Here is a 21,597-nt window from a genome sequence, read left to right as displayed (position 1 = left end):
CCCGTGCGCGCCGACCCCGAGCCCGGCGGCGACCTGATCGCGGTCGTCGGGGCGACCGGCACCGGCAAGTCCGACCTCGGAATCGCGATCGCCGAACGCCTCCGCGCCGCAGGCCGCCCCGCCGAGATCGTCAACGCCGACGCCATGCAGCTCTACCGCGGCATGGACATCGGCACCGCGAAGCTCGGCGTCGAGGAGCGCCGGGGCATCCCGCACCACCAGCTCGACGTGCTCGACGTCACGGACGAGGCCAGTGTCGCCGCCTACCAGCGTGATGCGCGGGCGGAGATCGAGGCCATCCACGGCCGCGGGAACGTCGCCCTGCTCGTCGGCGGCAGCGGGCTGTACGTCTCGGCCGTGCTCTTCGACCTCGCGTTCCCCGGGACCGACCCCGAACTCCGCGCCCGCCTCGAGCGCGAGCACGAGGAACTCGGGCCGGGCATCCTGCTGGAACGACTCCGCGGCCTGGACCCGGCGGCCGCGGCGACCATCGACGCACGCAACCCGCGGAGGTTGATCCGTGCACTCGAGATCGCGAGCCGATCCGAGGTGGTCACACCGAGCCTCCCGTCCGCGCCCCGCGCCTGGCGACCCGCTCGGATCCTGCACCTGCACCGCGACCGAGCGCAGCTCGTCGCCGCGCTGCACGAGCGCGCGGCGCGCATGTTCGACGCCGGTCTCGTGGAGGAGGTCCGTGGGCTGCGCGAGCAGGGCCTCGAGTCGGGGCGGACCGCGCGGGCGGCGATCGGGTACTCGCAGGCGCTCGAGGTGCTCCGCGGGGATGCGACCGTCGACCAGGCGGTGGAGGCGACGGGCATCGCGACGCGCAAGTACGCCCGACGGCAGGTGTCGTGGTTCCGGCGGTACGCCGACGCGGAGCTGCTCGACGTCACCGGCGCCGATCGGGCGGCTCTGACAGCGGCTGCCCGTAGGATCGTCCCGTGACCGAGCTGCACTTCACCAAGGGCCAGGGGACCGGCAACGACTTCGTCCTGTTCGCCGACCCCGACGCGTCGGTCGACCTGACCCCCGAGCGGATCCGGGCCATCGCCGACCGCCGGTTCGGTGTCGGCGGCGACGGCGTCATCCGGGCGGTCCGGTCCGAGGCGCTGCCGGAAGGGCAGGCGCTCGTCGCCGAGGACCCCGCGGCGACCTGGTTCATGGACTACCACAACGCCGACGGCACGGTCGCCGAGATGTGCGGGAACGGCATCCGCGTGTTCGCGCGTTACCTCACGGAGTCCGGGCTCGTCGACCTGACCCCCGGCGAGACCCTGACGGTCGGTAGCCGCAAGGGCCTCGTCGACATCCAGCGGACGACCAACGGCTTCTCCGCCGACCTCGGACGCTGGGGGCTCGGCATCGAGGGCGGTGGCGCGGACGATGTGCTCGTGCGGGCGAAGAACCTCGACGGAGCACGCCCCGGGCTCGGCATCGACGTCGGCAACCCCCACGTGGTGGTCGCCGTCGCGACCGAGGACGAACTCGCCGAGGTCGACCTCACGTACGTGCCGGTGCTCGATCCGGTGCCCGCGGCCGGCGCGAACGTCGAGTTCGTGCTGCCGGGCGACCCGCTTGTGCAGGACGGCGTCGGTCAGATCACGATGCGCGTCCACGAGCGCGGCAGCGGCGAGACCCTGTCGTGCGGCACGGGCGCCGTCGCCGCGGCCCTCGCGACGCGGTACTGGGCGGGCAACGGTGCGCCGGACACGTGGCGCGTGCGCGTGCCGGGTGGGGTCGTCACGGTGCGCATCTTCGCGGCGGAGGACGGCGAGCACGTCGCGTTGTCCGGGCCGGCGGAACTCGTGTTCTCGGGTGACCTGACGGTCTGACCCGGGCTGGGCTCCGGCCAGGAGGCGCGGCTCGGCGCGCCGACGCTCGTCACGTGGGTCGCGCCTCCTGGCCACTGCTGTGGTGCGGACGGGCGGGTCGGTCGCGCTGGCCGACTGCGGCGCGCTGGCCGCGCTGGCCGCGCTGCGCGCTGGCCGGCCGCGGCGCGCTGGCCGCGCTGGCTGGCTGCGGCACGCTGCGCGCTGGCCGGTCGCGGCGCGCTGGCCGCGCTGGCCGGTCGTGTGACGCTTCGAACCACGTTCCCGACATCGAACCGCGTGCTCGCGCTGGTTCGATGTCGGAATCATGGTTCCAATCGGACCGCGCGCTTCGCGCGACGGCGCCGGCGGCACGCGGCACGCGGCCCGCGGCGCCTACTCGGCTGCGCGGTGCACCCGCAGCACCCGGAACCCCTTGTCCGTCGACGCCCGCGACACGTGGAACCCCGCGTCGAGCGACTCCTGCAACCACCGCTGCAGCGAATCGCCCCCGAGGTCCTTCGACACGACCAACCACGCGTCCCCACCGACCTCGAGCCGGGGCAGCCACGTCAGCAGGATCTGGTGCAGCTCGTCCTTGCCGACCCGGATCGGCGGGTTCGACCAGATCGTCCGGAACCGCAGGTCGGCTGGTACCTCGTCCGGCAGTGCGACGGTGACGTTGTCGGCCCCCGCAGCAGCAGCGTTCGCCCGGGCGAGACCGAGCACCCGCTCGTTCACGTCGACGCCCCACACCTGGGCGGCGGGGGAGTCGAGGGCCATGGTGATGGCGATCGGACCCCAGCCGCAGCCGACGTCGAGCAGTGCCCCCTCGTGCGAGGGCGGCGGCACCGAGCCGAGCAGCACTCGCGTGCCACGGTCGAGCCCGTCCGGGCTGAAGACCCCCGCGGCGGTGGTCAGCGTGAGCGGGCGACCGGCGAGGGTGACGTGGATCTGGCGTTCGCGGGTGTCCGACGACGGGTTCGCGGAGAAGTAGTGGTCGTTCGCCATGGATGAACCGTACCGGCAACCCCGTGTGTCCCGAGGCCCCGAGCGGTACCCTGTGGAGAAGATGACGGACACCACGAACCGAGACGCAGAGACCACCGACGACAGCGCTGCTGGTGTCGTCGAGCGGGTCCTGCGCAACGCCGACTCCCGCGCGAGCTCCTCGATCTTCGCCCCCGCGCAGGCGATCCAGACCCGATCGGTCGACGACCACGCCTGGACGGGCGACGGCGACCAGTACGACCGCGAAGACCGGGCTGCCCTCCGCCGCGTCGGCGGCCTCTCCACCGAACTCGAGGACGTCACCGAGGTCGAGTACCGGCAGCTCCGGCTCGAGCAGGTCGTCCTGATCGGGGTTTACCCGCACGGCGACGCCTCGGACGCCGAGAACTCCCTGCGTGAGCTCGCCGCCCTCGCAGAAACCGCGGGTGCCGTGGTGCTCGACGGGCTCCTGCAGCGCCGGCCGAACCCCGACCCCTCCACGTACCTCGGCAAGGGCAAGGCCGAAGAGCTCGCGATGGTCGTCAAGGCCACCGGCGCCGACACGGTCATCGCCGACACAGAACTCGCCCCGTCCCAGCGCCGCGCGCTCGAGGACGTGGTGAAGGTCAAGGTGATCGACCGGACGGCCGTGATCCTCGACATCTTCAGCCAGCACGCCAAGAGCCGCGAGGGCAAGGCGCAGGTCGAACTCGCCCAGCTCGAGTACCTCCTGCCGCGACTCCGCGGGTGGGGTGAGTCGATGTCCCGCCAGGCCGGTGGCCAGGTCTCCGGCGGTGCGGGCATGGGTTCGCGTGGTCCCGGTGAGACGAAGATCGAGCTCGACCGTCGTCGCATCCACACCCGGATGTCGAAGCTCCGTCGCCAGATCGCCGGGTTCCGCCCTGCGCGCGAGGCGAAGCGGGCCGACCGACACCGCAACGACGTCCCGAGCGTCGCGATCGCCGGGTACACCAACGCGGGCAAGTCCTCGTTGCTGAACCGGCTGACGAGCGCGGGCGTGCTCGTCCAGAACCAGCTCTTCGCGACGCTGGACGCCACGGTCCGCCGGACCGAGAGCGCGAAGGGCCGCGAGTTCACCTTCGTCGACACCGTCGGCTTCGTGCGCAACCTGCCGCACCAGCTCGTCGAGGCGTTCCGCTCCACCCTCGAAGAGGTCGGCGAGGCCGACGTCATCGTGCACGTGGTCGACGGCTCGCACCCCGACCCGGCCGCCCAGCTGGCGACCGTGCGCGAGGTCATCGGCGATGTCGGCGCCCGCGAGATCCCCGAGATCGTCGCCTTCAACAAGGCCGACCTCATCGACGAGTCGCAGCGGCTCGTGCTGGTCGGCCTCGTGCCGGACGCGGTGTTCGTCTCGGCGCGCACGGGCGAGGGCATCCAGGACCTCCTCGACGTGATCGAGGCCCGTCTCCCCGAACCCGACGTCGAGCTCACCGTGGTGGTCCCGTACGACCGCGGTGACCTGGTGTCGTCGCTGCACGACGCAGGCGCGGTCGAGACCGTCGACTACGTCGAGGACGGCACGCGCCTGCGGGTGCGCGTGTTCCAGCGGCAGGTCGCGGAGCTGGACCCGTTCGTGGTCGCGCCCGTCGCGTCCTGAGGCGCGCCCTGCGCTGACGCGCGGCGTGCGGTCCAGGAGGCGCGGCGAACGCCCGCCTCGCCCGTCGCCTTCCGCACCGTGCGAGGTCCCGGGCACGGTGCGGGCCCGCGAGCCCGTCACGGTGGTCGGAACCTCGCACAGTACGAACGCCCCCTCGCGCGGTGCGAGGGGGCGTTCGCCGTCAGGAGGTGCGGCGGCTCAGATCGAGCGGAGGACCGCCACGACCTTGCCGAGCACGGTGGCCGCGTCGCCGAGGATCGGCTCGAACGCGGTGTTGCGGGGGAGCAGCCACGTGTGGCCGTCCCGCTGGCGGAAGACCTTCACGGTCGCTTCCTCGTCGAGCATGGCGGCGACGATGTCACCGTTCTCGGCCGTCTGCTGCGACCGGACGACCACCCAGTCGCCGTCGCAGATCGCGGCGTCGATCATCGACTCGCCCACGACCTTGAGCATGAAGAGGTCACCCGTGCCGACGAGCTGCCGGGGGAGCGGCACGATCTCGTCGACGTGCTGCTCGGCCGTGATCGGCACACCGGCGGCGATCCGACCGACGAGCGGGACGAGCGTCGTCGCGTCGACGTCCGGGCCCTCGACGTCGGGGGTCGGCTCGTCGACGAGGACCTCGAGCGCACGCGGGCGGTTCGGGTCGCGGCGGATCCACCCGCCGAGCTCGAGCTGGCCGAGCTGGTGCGAGACGCTCGACAGCGAGGACAAGCCCGCGGCGTCACCGATCTCACGCATGCTCGGCGGGTAGCCCCGGCTGGCGATCGACGCACGGATCGCGTCGAGGATCGCCTGCTGCTTCGCCGTCAGCGGCTTCTGGCCCCGCAGTTCGTCCGCCACGTCGTCTCGCCCTTCGTCGGTGCCGGGACCGTGCCCGCGGGAATGTCGGTGGTGCCCGCTTGACTTGTCCCAGTCGATCGAAACAGTATCCGACCGGTCATCGCCGGACAAACACCTGTTCGAGCGTGTCGGCAGAAAACCCCCCAGAAATCTCCGCGCAGGACTTGTGCGGCTCGTCATTCGAAACTATGTTCGGTACAGGACTTCGGTTCACCCGAACGGGAAGGCAAGAACGACATGAGCACCATCGCCATCGCTGACATCCAGCGCACCGCGCCCGCCGTGCGTACGCGCCTGCGCCTCACGCGTCGCGGCCGGGTCGTCCTGACGACGCTCGCCGCGATCCCGCTGCTGATCGGTGTGGCACTCGCCGTGCTGAACGGCGGACAGGCATCGGCCGGCAACACCGAGTCGCACGCCCACTTCGAGACCGTGACCATCCAGCCGGGCGAGACGCTCTGGCAGCTGGCGGAAGAGACCGCCCCGAACGCCGACCCGCGCGACTTCGTGCAGGACGTCGTCAGCCTGAACGCGCTCGACGGCTCCGGGCTGCAGGCCGGGCAGGAGATCTCGATCCCGGCGCAGTACACCGCCGCGCACTAGCACCGTCCGGACGGCCGGTCACCAGACCGTTCGAGCGGCCTACGATGGATCGGTGGCATTCACGCTCGAAGACCTCCCGATCCGAGACGACCTGCGCGGGCAGAGCCCGTACGGCGCCCCGCAGAAGCACGTGCGCGTGCAGCTCAACGTCAACGAGAACACGCATCCGGTCCCGGCCGACGTCGCCGAGGACATCGTGTCGTCGATCCGCCAGGCGCTGACGACCGTGAACCGCTACCCCGACCGTGAGTTCACCGAGCTGCGGCAGTCACTCGCGGACTACCTCCAGCGCGACCTCGCGCCGGGGCAGGCGCTCGGTCCGGAGCAGATCTGGGCGGCCAACGGCTCGAACGAGGTACTCCAGCAGCTGCTCCAGGCCTTCGGTGGGCCGGGTCGCACCGTGCTCGGGTTCCCCCCGACCTACTCGATGCACTCGATCCTCGCGTCGGGCACCGGCACGACCTGGATCCCGGCGCAGCGCGACGACGAGTTCCGCATCGCGCCCGAGACGGTGGTGGCCGCCATCCGTGAGCACCAGCCGGACATCGTGTTCCTCTGCGGGCCGAACAACCCCACGGGTACGCCGCTCCCGATCGAGACGATCGAAGCCGCCTACGCCGCGACCGACGGCATCGTGATGGTCGACGAGGCCTACGCCGAGTTCATGCCCGCCGACGCCCCGAGCGCCCTCACGCTGCTGCCCGGGCGGGAGCGTCTCATCGTGTCCCGCACGATGAGCAAGGCGTTCGCGTTCGCCGGTGCCCGCGTGGGCTACATGGCCGCCCACCCGGCCGTCATCGACGCGATCCGACTCGTCCGGCTGCCGTACCACCTCTCCGCACTGACCCAGGCGGCAGCGGTGGCGGCGCTCCGGCACGCCCCCGCGATGCTCGCGATGGTCGACGACATCACGCAGCAGCGCGACCGCATGGTGACCGAACTCCGGGCGATGGGCTACCGCACGTACGAGACGTGGTCGAACTTCGTCCTGTTCGGCGGCGTCGCCGACCCGCACGCCGCGTTCGAAGCGCTGCTCGAGCAGGACGTGATCGTGCGCGACCTCGGCATCCCGAACCACCTGCGGGTGAGCGCCGGCACGGAGGAGGAGACCACCGTGTTCCTCGACGCCATGCGCCGCGTCGCCGCCGATCAGCCGCCGGTTAGGGTTGCAGCATGACCGCGCGCACCGCCACGATCAGCCGGAGCACGAGCGAGTCGAGCATCGAGCTCGAACTCGACCTCGACGGCACCGGCACGTCCGACATCTCGACGAGCGTGCCGTTCTTCGACCACATGCTGACGGCGTTCAGCAAGCACTCGCTCATCGACCTCCGCGTTCGGTCGACCGGCGACACCCACATCGACGTCCACCACACCGTCGAGGACACCGGCATCGTGCTCGGCCAGGCGCTCAAGCAGGCCCTCGGTGACCGTGCCGGCATCGGTCGGTACGGGGACGCCCTCGTGCCGCTCGACGAAGCGCTCGCCCAGGCCGTGGTCGACGTCTCCGGCCGGCCGTTCCTCGTGCACTCCGGCGAGCCCGCGGGCTTCGAGTTCCACCGGATCGGCGGCCACTTCACCGGCTCGATGGTCCGCCACGTGTTCGAGGCGATCACCTTCAACGCCGGCATCACGGTGCACGTCCGCGTGCTCGAGGGCCGCGACCCGCACCACATCGCCGAAGCCGAGTTCAAGGCGTTCGCACGGGCGATGCGCACGGCGGTCGAACTCGACCCTCGCGTGGACGGCATCCCGTCCACCAAGGGCTCGCTGTGACCGCGGGGGCGAAGCCGAACGTCGTCGTCCTCGACTACGGGTCGGGCAACGTCCACTCCGCCGCCAAGGCCCTCGAACGCGCCGGCGCCGACGTCACCCTGACGTCGGACAAGCAGGCGGCGCTCCGGGCCGACGGACTGCTGGTCCCCGGCGTCGGGGCGTTCGGAGCCGTGGTCGAGCAGCTCGAGGGCGTCCGGGGCGGCGAGATCGTCGACCACCGTCTCGCCGGCGGCCGTCCGGTCCTCGGGATCTGCGTCGGCATGCAGGTGCTCTTCTCGCGCGGCATCGAGCGCGGTGCCGACGTCGAGGGGCTCGGTCAGTGGCCGGGCACGGTCGAGCAGATCCAGGCCGACGTCCTGCCCCACATGGGGTGGAACACGGTCGACGCTCCTGCGGACTCGGTGTTGTTCGAGGGCCTGCACGACGAGCGCTTCTACTTCGTGCACTCCTACGGCGTGACCGACTTCCCGCTCGAGGCGTACGGGCCGTTCCGCGCACCGCGCCTGACCTGGGCCGAGCACGGGCAGCGGTTCGTCGCCGCGGTCGAGAACGGTCCGCTCACCGCCACCCAGTTCCACCCCGAGAAGTCCGGCGAGCCGGGCATCCGACTGCTCCGCAACTGGGTGCAGTCGCTCTGAGACCCGCGGCGACACGTCGCGAACGACGACGCGCCCGACGAACCCCCGCAACGAAGACAGGACCATGACCGAGCTCTCCACCACCCCGCCCCTCGTCCTGCTGCCCGCCGTGGACGTCGTCGACGGCCAGGCGGTGCGCCTCACCCAGGGCGAGGCCGGCAGCGAGACCTCCTACGGCGACCCGGTGTCGGCAGCCCGGACGTGGCGTGACCAGGGTGCCGAGTGGATCCACCTCGTCGACCTCGACGCAGCGTTCGGCCGCGGTGACAACCGCAAGGTCATCGCGCACGCCATCCGCGAGGTCGAGGGCGTCGCCGTCGAGCTCTCGGGCGGCATCCGCGACGACGCCTCGCTCGAGGCAGCCCTCGCGACCGGTGCCGCACGCGTGAACCTCGGCACCGCCGCGCTCGAGGACCCGGAGTGGGCGGCCCGCGTGATCCGGACGTACGGCGAGCAGATCGCCGTCGGGCTCGACGTGCGCGGCACGACGCTCGCCAGCCGGGGTTGGACGGAGGACGCCGGCGACCTGTGGGAAGTCCTCGACCGCCTCGAGGAAGCCGGCTGCGCCCGCTACGTCGTGACCGACGTGACGAAGGACGGCACCCTGCAGGGCCCGAACGTCGACCTCCTCCGCGAGGTCTGCGACCGTACCGAACAGCCCGTCGTGGCCTCCGGCGGGATCTCGACGCTCGACGACCTCCGTGCACTGCGCGAGCTCGTGCCGCACGGACTCGAGGGCGCGATCATCGGCAAGGCGCTCTACTCGGGGGCGTTCACGCTCCCGGCCGCGCTCGACATCGCCTCGGAGTAGGCGCGTGGCGGGCATCTCGAACGGTCGCGGCACCGGACCCGACGGGCCCGCGGGCGACGGGCATCCGGACGACGCGCACACCCCCGGTGGGGCGGCGGACTCCGCGGGCTTCGCCTGGGCCGGGCGCACGTTCGACCAGCACGACACGACGTTCGACGACGACGACGGTCTGGCCGACCCGGCCGTCGTCGCCGCGATCACGGCGCTGCCGGACGGGGGGTCGCAGCGGGCGGTCGTCGACGCGCTCCGCACCGCACGGCTGCTCATCCCGCTCATCGCCGAGGCCGGAGACATCGGGCACACCGACGCCGGCAAGCTCGTCGACAAGACGCAGGAGCTCTCCATCGTGACGGTCGCCGGCCCGGACGGTCGCAGCGTCATGCCCGCGTTCACCTCCGTCGAGGCGATGCGCTCCTGGGACGCGGACGCCCGACCGGTTCCAGCGGACTCCCGCCGCGTGGCCATGGCCGCGGCGAGTGAGGACACCCAGCTCGTGGTCCTCGACCCGACGGCGCCGACCGAGTTCGTGCTCCGTCGCCCTGCGGTGTGGGCGATCGGGCAGGACCTGCCGTGGACGCCCTGCTTCGAGGACCCGGAAGTGGCGCGGGCCTTCGCCGACTCCGTCGTGGGGGAGCGTGCGGTGGCGCGGGTCGAGCTGGCCCCGGGGGACCCGCTCGGACGGTTCGCCGGTGCGGAACTGACGGTGGGGCTGGCGCTCCACCCCGGACTCGACCAGACGCAGGTGCAGGAGCTCGTGGGGCGCCTGCAGCAGCGCTGGACGGCGGACGCCGTCATCGCGGAACGCGTGGACAGCATGCGGGTGGCGCTGCGCCCAGCGTGAGTCGCGCCTCCTGGCCCCGACCTGCGGCGGTGCGGCCCGGCCCGGCGGTGCGGCCCGGCCCGGCGGCCGGTCGCCGCTACGATGACGGGGTGAGCACGAACCCGACGACCACCCCCGGAACCGGCGAGACCACCTACGGTCCGACCGGACGGCCCGTCCGGCAGTTCGCGGTGCCCGAGGAGCTCGACGGCCACGGTCCCGCTCGCATCATCGCGCTGTGCAACCAGAAGGGCGGCGTCGGCAAGACCACGACGTCGATCAACCTCGGCGCGGCGCTGGCGGAGTACGGGCGCAAGGTCCTCGCGGTGGACTTCGACCCGCAGGGCGCGCTGTCGGCCGGCCTCGGCGTGCGGACCCACGACATCCCCACCGTCTACGACCTGCTGATGGGGTCGATCAAGGACCCGAACCAGGTCATCCAGCCGACGAACACGCCCTACCTCGACGTGATCCCCGCGAACATCGACCTCTCCGCGGCCGAGGTGCACCTCGTGAACGAGGTCGCGCGCGAGCAGATCCTCGCGAGCGTGCTCCGGAAGGTCGCGAACGACTACGACGTGATCCTCGTCGACTGCCAGCCGTCGCTCGGGCTGCTGACCGTGAACGCCCTGACGGCGGCGCACGGCGTCCTCATCCCGCTCGAGTGCGAGTTCTTCGCCCTGCGTGGTGTGGCGCTGCTCATCGAGACGATCGACAAGGTGCGCGACCGCCTCAACCCGGCGCTGCAGCTCGACGGGATCCTCGCGACGATGTACGACTCGCGCACGCTGCACTCGCGCGAGGTCATGGAGCGCGTCGTGGACACCTTCGACGACCGCGTGCTCGACACCGTCATCGGCCGGACCGTGAAGTTCCCGGACGCCACGGTCTCGGCGCGGCCGATCACGCAGACCGCGCCGGACCACGCGGCCGCACACGCGTACCGGCAGCTCGCCAGGGAGCTCGTCGAGCGTGGCGCCGTCGCCTGACCCCGGACCTGCCGGGCAGCCGGCCCCCGGACCAGCCGGGCAGCCGGCTCCCGGACCAGCCGGGCAGCCGGCCCCCGGACCAGCCGGGCAGCCGGCCCCCGGACCTGCGGGACAGCCGGCCCACGCCGGCACGCAGACCGCGGCCGGCTTCCGAGTCCGGCTCCGCAACTTCGACGGCCCGTTCGACCTGCTCCTCTCGCTCATCACGAAGCACGAGCTCGACATCACCGAGGTCTCCCTCGGCGCCGTGACGGGCGAGTTCATCGAGTACGTGCGCCAGGCCGAGTCCCAGGACGAACTGGACGAGGCCAGCGAGTTCCTCGTCGTCGCCGCCACGCTGCTCGACCTCAAGATCGCCGGGCTCCTGCCGCAGGGCGAGCTCGTCGACGCCGAGGACGTCGCCCTGCTCGAGGCCCGCGACCTCCTGTTCGCCCGACTGCTGCAGTACCGGGCGTTCAAGCAGGCCGCCGACTGGTTCGGCTCCCGCTGGCTGACCGAGTCCCGACGCCACGTGCGGAGCGTCCGGCTCGAGGAGCGGTTCCGCGCCCGGACCCCCGAGCTCGTCTGGACCCTGTCGGTGCAGGACTTCGCCGCGCTGGCGACCCTGGCGTTCGCGCCGCGGGAGCTCCCGACGGTCGGACTCGACCACCTGCACGCCCCGCTCGTCAGCATCCGGGAGCAGGCCGCGATCGTCGTCTCGATCCTCCGCACGCGTGCCGACGAGGACGTCTCGTTCCGCGAACTGGTCGCCGGCGTCTCGGAGACGGGTATCGTGGTGGCTCGCTTCCTCGCGATCCTGGAGCTGTACCGGAACGCATCCATCTCGTTCGAACAGTTCGAACCGCTCGGGGAGCTGACGCTGCGCTGGACCGCCGACGACTGGTCCGACGAGAGCCTCGCCAACTTGGGAGCCGACTATGACGGATGACGTGCACGACACGTCCAGTGCCGAACCCGGCGGCGCCGACGAGATGGCCGACGCCCGCGCGATCGAGCGCGAGATCCACGAGGCGCACGAGCGTGGCGCCCGGCCGGAGATCCCCGTCGACCGACAGCTCGAGGCGATCCTCATGATCGCCGACGAACCCCAGTCGCTCGTGTCCCTCGGCGCGGCCGTGGGGGCTCCCGTCCCGGTCGTCCGGCAGGCCATCGAGCGTCTCGTGGCGGACTTCGACGGGGTCGACGGCACGATCCGACGCGGGTTCGAACTCCGCGAGGTCGGCGGCGGCTGGCGCTTCTACGTCCGGCAGGACCTCGACGACGTCGTCGAGCAGTTCGTCGAGGCCGAACGCCCCTCCCGCCTGTCGCAGGCGGCGCTCGAGACCCTCGCGGTCGTCGCGTACAAGCAGCCGATCACCCGGTCGCAGATCGCCTCGATCCGCGCCGTCAACGTCGACGGCGTCGTCCGCACGCTCGTCGCGCGCGGCCTCATCGAGGAGTCGTTCACCGACGCCGAGACCGGCGCCATCAACTACGTCACGTCCGACCTGCTCCTGCAGCAGCTCGGCATCAACTCGCTCGACGAGCTGCCGCTCATCTCGCCCCTCCTGGACGACGGTGCCGGCGGCTTCGAGCAGAACGAAGGGATCCCCGATGGCCGCGTATGAGGAAGAACGACGAGGCGGTCCACGAGGCGGCGCGGGCCGGGACGGCGCGGGTCGTCCTGGAGGTGCGTCACGCGACCGCACCGCAGGCTCCGGCCGTGCGGGTGGCCGGTCCGAGAGCGCTGGTCGCGACGAGCGCGGAGGCTACCGCGGGCGGGACGAGCGTCCTGCTTCCGGTGGGTACCGGGGCCGTGACGAGCGCCCGTCTGCCGGTGGCGGGTACCGGGGTCGTGACGACCGTGCGGGGTCCGGCCGGCGTGACGAAGACCGCGGGGGCTACCGCGGCCGTGACGACCGTCCGTCGACCGGCGGCGGGTACCGCGGTCGTGATGACCGTCCGTCGAGCGGCGGCGGGTACCGCGGCCGTGATGACCGTCCGTCGAGCGGCGGTGGATACCGCGGCCGTGACGAGCGTCCGTCGTCCGCTGGTGGGTACCGGGGTCGTGACGACCGCCGTGATGCTCCGCGCCGTGACGATGACCGCGGTGGCTACCGCGGCCGCGACGACCGTCCGGCGTCCGGTGGTGGGTACCGGGGTCGTGACGACCGCCGGGATGCCCCGCGCCGTGACGACGACCGTGGAGGCTACCGCGGGCGTGACGAGCGTCCGGCGTCCGGTGGTGGGTACCGCGGGCGTGACGAGCGTCCGGCGTCCGGCGGCGGGTACCGGGGTCGTGACGACCGCCGGGATGCCCCGCGCCGTGACGATGACCGTGGAGGGTACCGCGGCCGCGACGAGCGTCCGGCGTCCGGCGGTGGGTACCGGGGGCGTGACGACCGCGGGGGAGACCGGGGTCGGTTCGTCGGCCGCGAGGACGACCGCCGCGCCAGCGACCGCGGCGGGTTCAACCGCCGTGACGACGACCGCGGCGGGTACCGGGGTCGTGACGAGCGCCCCGCGTCCGGTGGGTACCGCGGCCGTGACGATCGGCGTGACGACCGTCGTGACGCTCCCCGTCGCGACGACGACCGCCGCCGCGACCCGGCCCGCGAGGACCGCCGTGCCCCGGACGGCCGACCCAGCACGGTGTGGCACAACGGCCGACGCTACGTCGGCGGAACCACCACGGCGCGCAACGGCGACCGGCCCCGGAACACCGGCCCGCGCGGCACCGACCGCCGCACCACCCCGCAGCCCGAGGGGGCCCGCGACCAGCAGGGCCAGCCGCTCGAGGGCACGCCCGAGCGCCCGATCATCCCGGACTGGGACGCGGCGGACGGGACGGCGACCGCCGGGGCCGCGCCGCGCCTCCAGGCAGAGGGGGAGCGCCTGCAGAAGGTGATCGCCGCTGCGGGCGTGGCATCTCGCCGCGTCGCGGAGAACCTGATCGTCGAGGGCCGCGTGACGGTCAACGGCGAGGTCGTCGACGCGCTCGGCCGGCGTGTCGATCCCGAGACCGACCAGATCGCGGTGGACGGCGTCCCGGTGCAGATCGACAGCTCGCGCCGCTACGTGCTGCTCAACAAGCCGACCGGCATGGTCTCGAGCCTGCAGGACGAGCGTGGACGTCGTGACCTGTCCGAGTACGTCGACCGGTACGAGGAGCGCCTGTTCAACGTCGGGCGGCTCGACACCGAGACGTCCGGGCTGCTCGTGCTGACGAACGACGGGGACCTCGCGCACGTCCTGGCGCACCCGTCGTTCGGGGTGACGAAAACGTACATCGCGAAGGTGCGCGGCAACGTGAACCCCGCGACGGTGCAGCGGCTGCTCGACGGTGTGGAGCTCGAGGACGGTCCGATCGCGGCCGACAAGGTCCGCCTGCTCGAGTCGTCGCGGGGGGAGTCGCTCGTCGAGATCACGCTGCACTCCGGTCGCAACCGGATCGTGCGCCGCATGCTCGACGAGGTCGACCACCCCGTCCTCGAACTGGTCCGGCGGTCGTTCGGGCCGCTGCACCTGGGGTCCCTGCCGATCGGCAAGACCCGGGAGCTGTCGACGGTCGAGCTCGGTTCGCTCCTCCGCATCGCCCGTGAGGCGAAGGGTTCTCCCCAGGCCTCGGACGGCGAAGAGTCCTCGGACTGACGATCGGTAGGCTTGCGGGGTGACCGACGCCACCACCCCGCTCGCCGAACCGGCCATCGACCGGCGGCTCCGGGGACCCGTGCGGATCGTCGGCGCGGGCCTGCTCGGTGCGTCCATCGGCCTGGCGCTGCGTGAGAAGGGTGTCGAGGTCGTCCTCGACGACGTCTCGCCCGCAGCCCTGGCGCTCGCCGTCGACTACGGCGCCGGGCGTCGACCGACTCCCGGTGACCGTCCGGAACTCGTCGTGGCGGCCGTCCCGCCGGACGTCGTCGCGACGGTGGTCGAGCGCGAGCTCGCTGCCTTCCCCGGTGCCGTCGTCACCGACGTGGCGAGCGTGAAGTCGGGGCCGCTCGCCTCGCTCCGGGCAGCCGGCGCCGATGTCTCGCGCTACATCGGCTCGCACCCCATGGCGGGCCGCGAACGCAGCGGGCCGACCGCTGCGCGCGCCGATCTCTTCCTCGGGCAGCCGTGGGTCATCGCCGGGCACGACGACATCACGTACCAGCGTGCCGCGGTGGTGGAAGACCTGGCGCTCGACGTCGGCGCGACCGTGGTCCCGATGGAACCGGAGTCGCACGACCTCGCGGTGGCGTACGTCTCGCACGCGCCGCAGCTGGTGTCCACGTTGATGGCCTCCCGGCTGCGGGACGCCCCCGACGGCTCGCTCGGTCTCGCGGGCGGCGGCGTCCGCGACGTGACCCGCATCGCCGCGAGCGACCCGGGGTTGTGGGTGCAGATCATCGGTGCGAACGCGTCGCGCATCCGGCCGGTGCTCGCGGACCTCCGCGACGACCTCGACCGGGTGCTCGCCGCACTCGACGACCCGACCGCCCCCGGTTCGCCCCGCGCCCTCGCCGAGACCATCGCCGCGGGCAACCGCGGCGTCGAACGGCTGCCGGGCAAGCACGGCACCACCAAGCGCTTCGCCCAGGTGGTCGTCCTCGTCGACGACACCCCGGGCCAGATCGCCGCGCTCCTCACGTTCATCGGGGAGATCGGCATCAACCTCGAGGACATGCGCCTCGAGCACTCACCGGGCGCGCAGATCGGCATCGTCGAGGTGTCGGTCGTGCCCGAGCAGGAACAGCGACTCGTCGACGAACTCGAGGGTCGCGGATGGAGGATCGCAGCAGCATGGGCCTGAACAACGACGACTCCGGCGTGACCGGTGGACCGGACGGACCCGACACGGGGCTGCCCACGCCCGGCGACCAGCCCGGCCCGATCGGCGGCGCCGGCGGTGCGGGTGGCGGTCTCGACGGGCAGGGCGGCGGCGAGCCCGGTTCGACGCGCGACCCCCTGCCGGCCGGACTGCCGGACGGCGCCTTCGTCGCGAAGTTCGTGATCGCGGTCGACGGTCCCGCGGGCAGCGGCAAGTCGAGCGTGTCCCGTGCCGCGGCGCGCGCGCTCGGCTTCGGCTACCAGGACACCGGCGCCGCCTACCGTGCGCTCGCCTGGCACGCCCTGCAGCAGCAGGTCGACCTCGACGACGCCGCCGCGGTCCTGGCGAGCTGGGACACCTTCGACTACGAGATCGGCACCGACCCGGACGCCTACTTCGTCCAGGTGAACGGCACCGACGTCACCGACGCGATCCGCACGCCCGAGGTCACCGCCGCGGTCGCCCACATCGCGAAGCTGCCCGAGGTCCGGCAGCGGCTCGTGCAGCTCTTCCGGAACGTGATGCGCAAGGCCGAGGGTCGGGGCATCATCACCGAGGGGCGTGACATCACCACGGTCGTCGCGCCCGATGCCGAAGTCCGGATCCTCCTCACGGCCGACGAGTCCGTTAGAATGGCTCGGCGCTCGGCTGAGGTCACCACCCAGTCGGCCGCCGAGACCTCCGCCGCACTCGCTCGTCGCGACGCGGCGGACGCGAAGGTCGTCGACTTCATGAACGCCGCCGACGGCGTCACGACGCTCGACTCCACCGACCTCGACTTCGACCAGACCGTGCAAGCGGTCGTCGACCTGGCCCGCGCGACCGGGCACTGACCACCAGGGCCACGCGCGGCCACGCACTGACAACACGCGGCCGAAGGGTCGCCGGCAAGGACACCCACATGGCGCAGCTGGACAACCCAGAACACGACGACTTCCCCGAGTACGACGACGCCCTCGGCGAGCGGATCGCCGGGCTCGACGAAGCCGAGGCCGAGCAGCGGGCGAACGCGCTCCGCGCCGGGCTCGAGGACTACGAGCTCGACGAAGAGGACGTCGCCCTGCTCGAAGCCGGGCACCTCGGCGAGGACGGCATCACGTACCTGCCGGCGTACCCGGTGCTCGCGATCGTCGGGCGACCGAACGTCGGCAAGTCGCAGCTGGTGAACCGCATCCTCGGTCGCCGCGAAGCCGTCGTGCAGGACACCCCCGGTGTCACGCGTGACCGCGTCGCCTACAAGGCGGAGTGGAACGACAAGCGCTTCACCCTCGTCGACACCGGCGGGTGGGAACCCGACGCCAAGGGCATCAACGCTTCCGTCGCCGCCCAGGCCGAGGTCGCGATCGACCTCGCCGACGCGGTGCTCTTCGTCGTGGACGTCACGGTCGGCATCACCGCCACCGACGAGCACGTCGTGAAGATGCTCCGCGGCACCGACCGTCCGGTCATCGTCGTCGCGAACAAGTCGGACGACGACCGGCGCGACCTCGACGCCTACGAGCTCTGGAACCTCGGTCTGGGGCAGCCCTACCCGGTGTCGGCGCTGCACGGTCGTGGCGTCGCCGACCTCCTCGACCTCATCATCAAGACGCTCCCCGACACCTCGGCCGTCGCCAAGCAGGAGGTCGGCGGACCCCGTCGCGTCGCGATCCTCGGCCGTCCGAACGTCGGCAAGAGCTCGCTCCTGAACAAGGCCGCCGGCGAAGAGCGCGTCGTCGTCAACGAGCTGTCCGGGACGACCCGCGACCCGGTGGACGAGCAGATCGAGCTCGGCGGCCGTGTCTGGCGCTTCGTCGACACCGCCGGCATCCGCAAGCGCGTGCACCTGCAGCAGGGGGCCGACTTCTACGCCTCGCTCCGTACGACGGCAGCGCTCGAGAAGGCCGAGGTCGCCGTGGTCGTCCTCGACGTCACCGAGCCGATCTCCGTGCAGGACCTCCGCATCATCGACCTCGTCCTCGAGTCCGGTCGTGCGCTGGTGCTGGCCTACAACAAGTGGGACCTGCTCGAGGACGACCGCCGTCGCTACCTCGAGCGCGAGATCGAGCAGGACCTCGCGCACGTGGCGTGGGCCCCGCGCGTCAACATCTCCGCACGCACCGGTCGCCACCTCGAGAAGCTCGTGCCGGCCCTCGAGACCGCGCTCGACTCGTGGGACACCCGCATCCCGACGGGCAAGGTCAACGCCTTCATCGCCGAGCTCGTGCAGGAGCACCCGCACCCGGTCCGTGGTGGCAAGCAGCCCCGCATCCTGTTCGGGACCCAGGCGTCGAGCCAGCCGCCGACGTTCGTGCTGTTCACGACGGGCTTCCTCGACCCGCAGTACCGACGCTTCATCACGCGTCGACTGCGCGAGGTCTGGGGCTTCTCGGGCACGCCGATCAACGTCAACATGCGGGTGCGCGAGCGCCGCAAGCGCTGAGGTCGATCAGGAGATCCGACATGACGAGGGCGAGTCGACGATGGCTGTTCGCAGCGGTCGCTCTGCTCGCCCTCGTCGCGGTCCTGGTCGCTTGGCGCGTCATCCAGACCGAGCGTGGCCTCGACGCTGCGGAGCCGGTCGCGACGACGACCCCGCTCGCCGAACAGGGTCTGCAGGGCGGCACGCTCGTGTCCCCGTCGAACACGCTCGGCGCCCCGGTCCCCGAGCCCGCCACCGACGACCATGCCGACGGGTCGCCCATCGACCCGTGGTGGCGGCGCGTCCCGCCGGTGGCCGGCGACCTCGTCCCGATCGCTCCGATCGACGGGATCGCCTCGGGACACGACCGGTCCGCCTCGGGACACGTCCGGATCGCCCGCGCCGGGGAGCACCTGCTCGTCAGGATCACGGACCTCCGAGCGGCGTCCTCCGACACGGAGCTGCCGGGGGTCCGGGTGGTGCTCTCCGAGGGCACGGTCGTCGGCGCGCGGCCCGGGCTCTGGACGGGGCACGAGGACGACGACGACCTCGGCACGATCCCGTCCGACGTCGGGACGATCACCTTCGACCTCGAGGCACCCCGCGGCATCCCGGAACCGGTCCGCTCGCTCGTCCTGCTGGACCCCGACTCCGGTGCGGTCCTCGGGGGAGCCGCGCTCCTGCCGACCGACTGAGGCGTCGTCGGTCTGGAGGCACGGTGCCGGTTCGCGCCGCGGGACACGGCAGGGTGGTGCGGTGCCGGATCGCGCCGCCGGATACGGCACCATGGGAGGGTGACGCAGCAGAACGCCGGGCTCGGTGCCCTCGCCGACCGCCTGTGGTGCCGTCTGCACCTCGATCGACTGGCCGGCGGCCGCCAGGCGGACTACGTCATCCGCGAGGACATGCTCGACCACCCCGAGACCGTCCGCTCCTTCCGGTGGATCCGGTGGCTGCTCGTCGCCGAGACCGTCGTCGGCCTGACGGCGATCGTCGTGGCGATCCTCCTGACGAACGCCGGGCAGACGGTTCCGTGGGCGGTGTGGTTCCGTGCGACCGTCGTCCTGCTCATCACGCTGACGCTCTACGTGTTCGCGTGGCGGGCGCAGCTCGGCTACTACTGGGCGTACCAGCGGCTGCGGTTGTTCAGCCGGATCTTCCCGGTCGTGACGCTCGTGGTCGCGGCGATCCCGGGGCTCTACCCGTTCTGGATGGTCATCGAGCAGATCGTGTTCTCGCTGCTGATGATCGGCATCGGGGACGTGCTGACGACCGACCACATGCGGGCCGCGTTCCCGAAGCCGGCGCGACGCTCGGGGCCTGCGGCGGGCTGAGGGGGCGGTGGCGGCGCGCGGTGAGAGCGCTGGGTGGTGCAGAGCCGATGCGACATCGTCGACGTCGTTCGACACCGGTCTTGTCGCTCGTTGCGGACGCGCACCGTTGCACGCGCGGGGGAACGACTCAGTCGAGGTCGTACGACGTCGACGATGTCGTTCCGAGTCGGCCCGCCGTGTCGCCCGCCGCGCCGCCCGCGCCGCCCGCAGCCCCCGCGGCCAGGCTCCCGAGCAGCGCCAACGCCCCCGCCGAGGGCGACCCCGGTTCGGCGTGGTGCAGCACGAGCAGCTGCCCGTCCGTCCCGCCGATGCCGAGCTTCTCCCGCCGGAGCTCGAGCTCGCCCACCTCCGGGTGCCACATCCGCACGGTGCCCCCGGCGAGCGGCCGGACGTCGTGCCGTGCCCACAGCCGACGGAAGTCCTCGCTGCCGAGCGACAGTTCGCCGACGAGCGAGGTGATCGCCGGATCGTCCACACGGGTCCCGATGGAGGACCGGAACGCGGCCACCATGCCGCCCATCTGCTGCTCCCAGTCCGGGTAGCGCCCCTGCTCGGTGTGGCCGAGGAACATCGTGCGCAGCCGGTTCTCGCCGGCACGCATCCCCGGCGCCAACGCGGACGCGAGCCGGTTCGCGGCGAGCACATCGAACGCACGGTTCTCGACGAAGGCGGGCAACCCGACGACGTCGAGCAACTGCAGCGTCCCGGTCGGGACCCGGTCACTCCGGCCTCCGCGGGATCCCCTGGCGCGGTCGGGCGCAGCGGCACTCGATCCGGACGCGCTGGCCAGACCCCGCAGGTACGCGGTCGCCGTGGCGTCGAGGCCGAACACCCGTGCGATCGCGTCGAGCACCTGCCCCGACGGGTTCCGGTCACGCCCCTGTTCGAGACGGAGGTAGTAGTCCGCGCTGATCCCGGCGAGCGTCGCCACCTCCTCGCGGCGCAGCCCCGGCGTGCGTCGGACACCGGTGACGCGCAGCCCGGCGTCCTCCGGGCGCACGAGCGCACGCCTCGCCCGGAGGTACTCGCCGAGGGTGTTGTCGCTCACCCCTCGATGCTACGGACCCGGCGCGGTCCGATCCTGGTCCCCGTGGTCCCAGGGTCGACGGGGACCTGTCCGTCCCGGCGGACCGGGAGCATCGTGGTGGACATGACCGACACCACACTCCCCGGCGGTTCCTTCCGCCTCGCCGACGACCTCGACCTCACCCGCGTCGGGTACGGCGCCATGCAGCTCGCGGGCCCCGGCGTCTTCGGGCCGCCCACCGACCGCGACGAGGCGATCCGAGTCCTCCGCGCCGTCGTCGAGCTCGGGATCACCCACATCGACACGGCCGACTTCTACGGCCCGCACGTCACGAACGAGGTCATCCGCGAGGCCCTCCACCCGTACGCCGACGGCCTGCACATCGTGACGAAGGTCGGTGCCCGGCGCGATGCGGACGGCGGGTGGCCGCACGCCCGCGAGCCGCACGAGCTCGTTGAGCAGGTGCACGACAACCTGCGGCACCTGGGGCTCGAGCAGCTCGACGTGGTGAACCTCCGCGTCGGCGGGTTCGACGCCCCGGAGCCGGGCAGCCTCGCGCCGCAGTTCGAAGCCCTCGCCGAACTCCGGCAGCAGGGCCTCATCAAGCACCTCGGCCTGTCGACCGTGAACGCCGAGCAACTCGCCGAGGCGCAGTCGATCGCCCCCGTCGTCTGCGTGCAGAACTTCTACAACGTCGCCCGCCGCGAGGACGACGCGATGGTCGACAGCACGGCCGCGCAGGGCATCGCCTACGTGCCGTACTTCCCGCTCGGCGGCTTCTCGCCGCTGCAGTCCGGTGCGCTCGACGCCGTCGCGGAGCGGCTCGGAGTGTCGCGGCTGACCGTGGCGCTGTCGTGGCTGCTCCAGCGCTCGCCGAACATGCTCCTCATCCCCGGGACCTCGTCTGTCGCGCACCTGCGCGACAACGTCGCGTCGGCGGGCTTCGCCCTGCCGGCCGACGCGCTCGCCGAGCTGGACGCGATCGGCGCCTGAGCCGCGCCCCGGCGGACTGGAGGCGCGGTGCCGGCCCGCACCGCGCCTCCGGTGTGCGACGATGACCGCCGGGGCGGCGCCCATCGGGGCGGCCGGGGGAGGTCCGACATCACAGCACGTTCGTCCGGCGACCGCACGATCGGCGCGAGCA

The 21,597-nt window shown here is 72.3% G+C and carries 23 protein-coding genes; 19 read left to right on the top strand and 4 right to left on the bottom strand.

The window, feature by feature from the left end; all coding sequences use genetic code 11:
- The first annotated feature begins 3 nt into the window (after window positions 1-3).
- Window positions 4-945, top strand: a complete 942-nt coding sequence (gene miaA, locus BJK06_RS02065) for a tRNA (adenosine(37)-N6)-dimethylallyltransferase MiaA (protein WP_083295383.1) — start codon at window positions 4-6, stop codon at window positions 943-945.
- Window positions 942-1,832, top strand: coding sequence for a diaminopimelate epimerase (gene dapF, locus BJK06_RS02060; RefSeq protein ID WP_070416504.1), 891 nt, complete (start codon window positions 942-944; stop codon window positions 1,830-1,832). Before miaA ends, dapF begins: the two co-directional genes overlap by 4 nt.
- Before the next feature lie 372 nt (window positions 1,833-2,204).
- On the opposite strand, the gene BJK06_RS02055 is transcribed toward dapF, so the two are convergent.
- Window positions 2,205-2,819: a class I SAM-dependent methyltransferase gene (locus BJK06_RS02055; protein ID WP_070416503.1), complete on the bottom strand. Its 615-nt coding sequence runs from the start codon at window positions 2,817-2,819 to the stop codon at window positions 2,205-2,207.
- A 61-nt stretch (window positions 2,820-2,880) separates the two neighbouring features.
- On the opposite strand from BJK06_RS02055, the gene hflX reads away from it, so the two are divergent.
- Window positions 2,881-4,419: a GTPase HflX gene (gene hflX, locus BJK06_RS02050; RefSeq protein ID WP_070419127.1), complete on the top strand. Its 1,539-nt coding sequence runs from the start codon at window positions 2,881-2,883 to the stop codon at window positions 4,417-4,419.
- 198 nt (window positions 4,420-4,617) lie between these two features.
- On the opposite strand, the gene lexA is transcribed toward hflX, so the two are convergent.
- The gene (gene lexA / locus BJK06_RS02045) at window positions 4,618-5,262 is read right to left on the bottom strand and encodes a transcriptional repressor LexA (protein WP_070416502.1); all 645 of its coding nucleotides are present in this window, start codon (window positions 5,260-5,262) and stop codon (window positions 4,618-4,620) included.
- A 237-nt stretch (window positions 5,263-5,499) separates the two neighbouring features.
- Between lexA and BJK06_RS02040 the strand changes: the two genes are divergently transcribed.
- The 9 genes from BJK06_RS02040 to scpB all read left to right on the top strand — a co-directional run bounded on the left by BJK06_RS02040 (window position 5,500) and on the right by scpB (window position 12,506).
- On the top strand, window positions 5,500-5,865 hold the full coding sequence (locus BJK06_RS02040; protein ID WP_070416501.1) for a LysM peptidoglycan-binding domain-containing protein: 366 nt from the start codon (window positions 5,500-5,502) through the stop codon (window positions 5,863-5,865).
- A 52-nt stretch (window positions 5,866-5,917) separates the two neighbouring features.
- Window positions 5,918-7,042 (top strand): histidinol-phosphate transaminase, encoded by a 1,125-nt coding sequence (locus tag BJK06_RS02035; RefSeq protein WP_070416500.1) that lies wholly within the window; start codon window positions 5,918-5,920, stop codon window positions 7,040-7,042.
- Window positions 7,039-7,641: an imidazoleglycerol-phosphate dehydratase HisB gene (gene hisB / locus BJK06_RS02030; protein WP_070416499.1), complete on the top strand. Its 603-nt coding sequence runs from the start codon at window positions 7,039-7,041 to the stop codon at window positions 7,639-7,641. Before BJK06_RS02035 ends, hisB begins: the two co-directional genes overlap by 4 nt.
- Window positions 7,638-8,279 (top strand): imidazole glycerol phosphate synthase subunit HisH, encoded by a 642-nt coding sequence (gene hisH / locus BJK06_RS02025; protein WP_070416498.1) that lies wholly within the window; start codon window positions 7,638-7,640, stop codon window positions 8,277-8,279. The genes hisB and hisH overlap by 4 nt, the downstream gene beginning before the upstream one ends.
- 64 nt (window positions 8,280-8,343) lie before the next feature.
- Window positions 8,344-9,090, top strand: a complete 747-nt coding sequence (priA, locus tag BJK06_RS02020; RefSeq protein ID WP_070416497.1) for a bifunctional 1-(5-phosphoribosyl)-5-((5-phosphoribosylamino)methylideneamino)imidazole-4-carboxamide isomerase/phosphoribosylanthranilate isomerase PriA — start codon at window positions 8,344-8,346, stop codon at window positions 9,088-9,090.
- 4 nt (window positions 9,091-9,094) lie between these two features.
- Window positions 9,095-9,931, top strand: a complete 837-nt coding sequence (locus BJK06_RS02015) for an SseB family protein (protein ID WP_083294984.1) — start codon at window positions 9,095-9,097, stop codon at window positions 9,929-9,931.
- Between the two features lie 89 nt (window positions 9,932-10,020).
- Window positions 10,021-10,899: a ParA family protein gene (locus tag BJK06_RS02010; protein ID WP_070416496.1), complete on the top strand. Its 879-nt coding sequence runs from the start codon at window positions 10,021-10,023 to the stop codon at window positions 10,897-10,899.
- A 187-nt stretch (window positions 10,900-11,086) separates the two neighbouring features.
- Window positions 11,087-11,827, top strand: a complete 741-nt coding sequence (locus BJK06_RS02005; RefSeq protein WP_070419124.1) for a ScpA family protein — start codon at window positions 11,087-11,089, stop codon at window positions 11,825-11,827.
- Between the two features lie 142 nt (window positions 11,828-11,969).
- Window positions 11,970-12,506: an SMC-Scp complex subunit ScpB gene (gene scpB, locus BJK06_RS02000; RefSeq protein WP_258027737.1), complete on the top strand. Its 537-nt coding sequence runs from the start codon at window positions 11,970-11,972 to the stop codon at window positions 12,504-12,506.
- A 67-nt stretch (window positions 12,507-12,573) separates the two neighbouring features.
- Here the strand turns inward: scpB and BJK06_RS18425 are convergent, their stop codons facing one another.
- Window positions 12,574-13,539: a hypothetical protein gene (locus BJK06_RS18425; RefSeq protein ID WP_156794733.1), complete on the bottom strand. Its 966-nt coding sequence runs from the start codon at window positions 13,537-13,539 to the stop codon at window positions 12,574-12,576.
- A 234-nt stretch (window positions 13,540-13,773) separates the two neighbouring features.
- Here BJK06_RS18425 and BJK06_RS18420 point away from each other — a divergent pair, with 234 nt between their 5' ends.
- From BJK06_RS18420 to BJK06_RS01970, 6 genes are all read left to right on the top strand, one after another.
- Complete coding sequence (locus BJK06_RS18420) at window positions 13,774-14,529, top strand: pseudouridine synthase (RefSeq protein ID WP_070419123.1); 756 nt, start codon at window positions 13,774-13,776, stop codon at window positions 14,527-14,529.
- A gap of 19 nt (window positions 14,530-14,548) precedes the next feature.
- Window positions 14,549-15,673: a prephenate dehydrogenase gene (locus BJK06_RS01990; RefSeq protein ID WP_070416495.1), complete on the top strand. Its 1,125-nt coding sequence runs from the start codon at window positions 14,549-14,551 to the stop codon at window positions 15,671-15,673.
- 167 nt (window positions 15,674-15,840) lie between these two features.
- Window positions 15,841-16,524 carry a (d)CMP kinase gene (gene cmk / locus BJK06_RS01985; protein ID WP_267484435.1) on the top strand — a complete coding sequence of 228 codons (684 nt, stop codon included), beginning with the start codon at window positions 15,841-15,843 and terminating at the stop codon, window positions 16,522-16,524.
- 68 nt (window positions 16,525-16,592) lie between these two features.
- Window positions 16,593-18,113: a ribosome biogenesis GTPase Der gene (der, locus tag BJK06_RS01980; protein WP_070416494.1), complete on the top strand. Its 1,521-nt coding sequence runs from the start codon at window positions 16,593-16,595 to the stop codon at window positions 18,111-18,113.
- Window positions 18,114-18,133: 20 nt separating this feature from the next.
- Window positions 18,134-18,787 carry a hypothetical protein gene (locus BJK06_RS01975; RefSeq protein WP_070416493.1) on the top strand — a complete coding sequence of 218 codons (654 nt, stop codon included), beginning with the start codon at window positions 18,134-18,136 and terminating at the stop codon, window positions 18,785-18,787.
- 99 nt (window positions 18,788-18,886) lie between these two features.
- A complete protein-coding gene (locus BJK06_RS01970; RefSeq protein ID WP_070416492.1) occupies window positions 18,887-19,426 on the top strand; it encodes a hypothetical protein in 540 nt (179 codons plus the stop codon).
- Between the two features lie 127 nt (window positions 19,427-19,553).
- Here the strand turns inward: BJK06_RS01970 and BJK06_RS01965 are convergent, their stop codons facing one another.
- A complete protein-coding gene (locus BJK06_RS01965; RefSeq protein ID WP_070416491.1) occupies window positions 19,554-20,474 on the bottom strand; it encodes a helix-turn-helix domain-containing protein in 921 nt (306 codons plus the stop codon).
- A gap of 102 nt (window positions 20,475-20,576) precedes the next feature.
- Here BJK06_RS01965 and BJK06_RS01960 point away from each other — a divergent pair, with 102 nt between their 5' ends.
- Window positions 20,577-21,446 carry an oxidoreductase gene (locus BJK06_RS01960; protein ID WP_070416490.1) on the top strand — a complete coding sequence of 290 codons (870 nt, stop codon included), beginning with the start codon at window positions 20,577-20,579 and terminating at the stop codon, window positions 21,444-21,446.
- The last annotated feature ends 151 nt before the right edge of the window (window positions 21,447-21,597 follow it).

The organism is Curtobacterium sp. BH-2-1-1 (genome assembly GCF_001806325.1).
Lineage (GTDB): Bacteria > Actinomycetota > Actinomycetes > Actinomycetales > Microbacteriaceae > Curtobacterium.
The sequence above is the reverse complement of the archived record's forward strand: the minus strand, read 5'-3'. Positions and strand labels throughout refer to the sequence as shown.

Excerpts from the sequence above, each read along its gene's own strand:
- hisB (WP_070416499.1), top strand. The coding sequence starts at position 7,039 with ATGACCGCGCGCACCGCCACGATCAGCCGGAGCACGAGCGAGTCGAGC.
- BJK06_RS02055 (WP_070416503.1), bottom strand. The coding sequence starts at position 2,819 with ATGGCGAACGACCACTACTTCTCCGCGAACCCGTCGTCGGACACCCGC.
- BJK06_RS02040 (WP_070416501.1), top strand. The coding sequence starts at position 5,500 with ATGAGCACCATCGCCATCGCTGACATCCAGCGCACCGCGCCCGCCGTG.
- der (WP_070416494.1), top strand. The coding sequence starts at position 16,593 with ATGGCGCAGCTGGACAACCCAGAACACGACGACTTCCCCGAGTACGAC.
- hflX (WP_070419127.1), top strand. The coding sequence starts at position 2,881 with ATGACGGACACCACGAACCGAGACGCAGAGACCACCGACGACAGCGCT.
- priA (WP_070416497.1), top strand. The coding sequence starts at position 8,344 with ATGACCGAGCTCTCCACCACCCCGCCCCTCGTCCTGCTGCCCGCCGTG.
- BJK06_RS01960 (WP_070416490.1), top strand. The coding sequence starts at position 20,577 with ATGACCGACACCACACTCCCCGGCGGTTCCTTCCGCCTCGCCGACGAC.
- BJK06_RS01975 (WP_070416493.1), top strand. The coding sequence starts at position 18,134 with ATGACGAGGGCGAGTCGACGATGGCTGTTCGCAGCGGTCGCTCTGCTC.
- scpB (WP_258027737.1), top strand. The coding sequence starts at position 11,970 with ATGATCGCCGACGAACCCCAGTCGCTCGTGTCCCTCGGCGCGGCCGTG.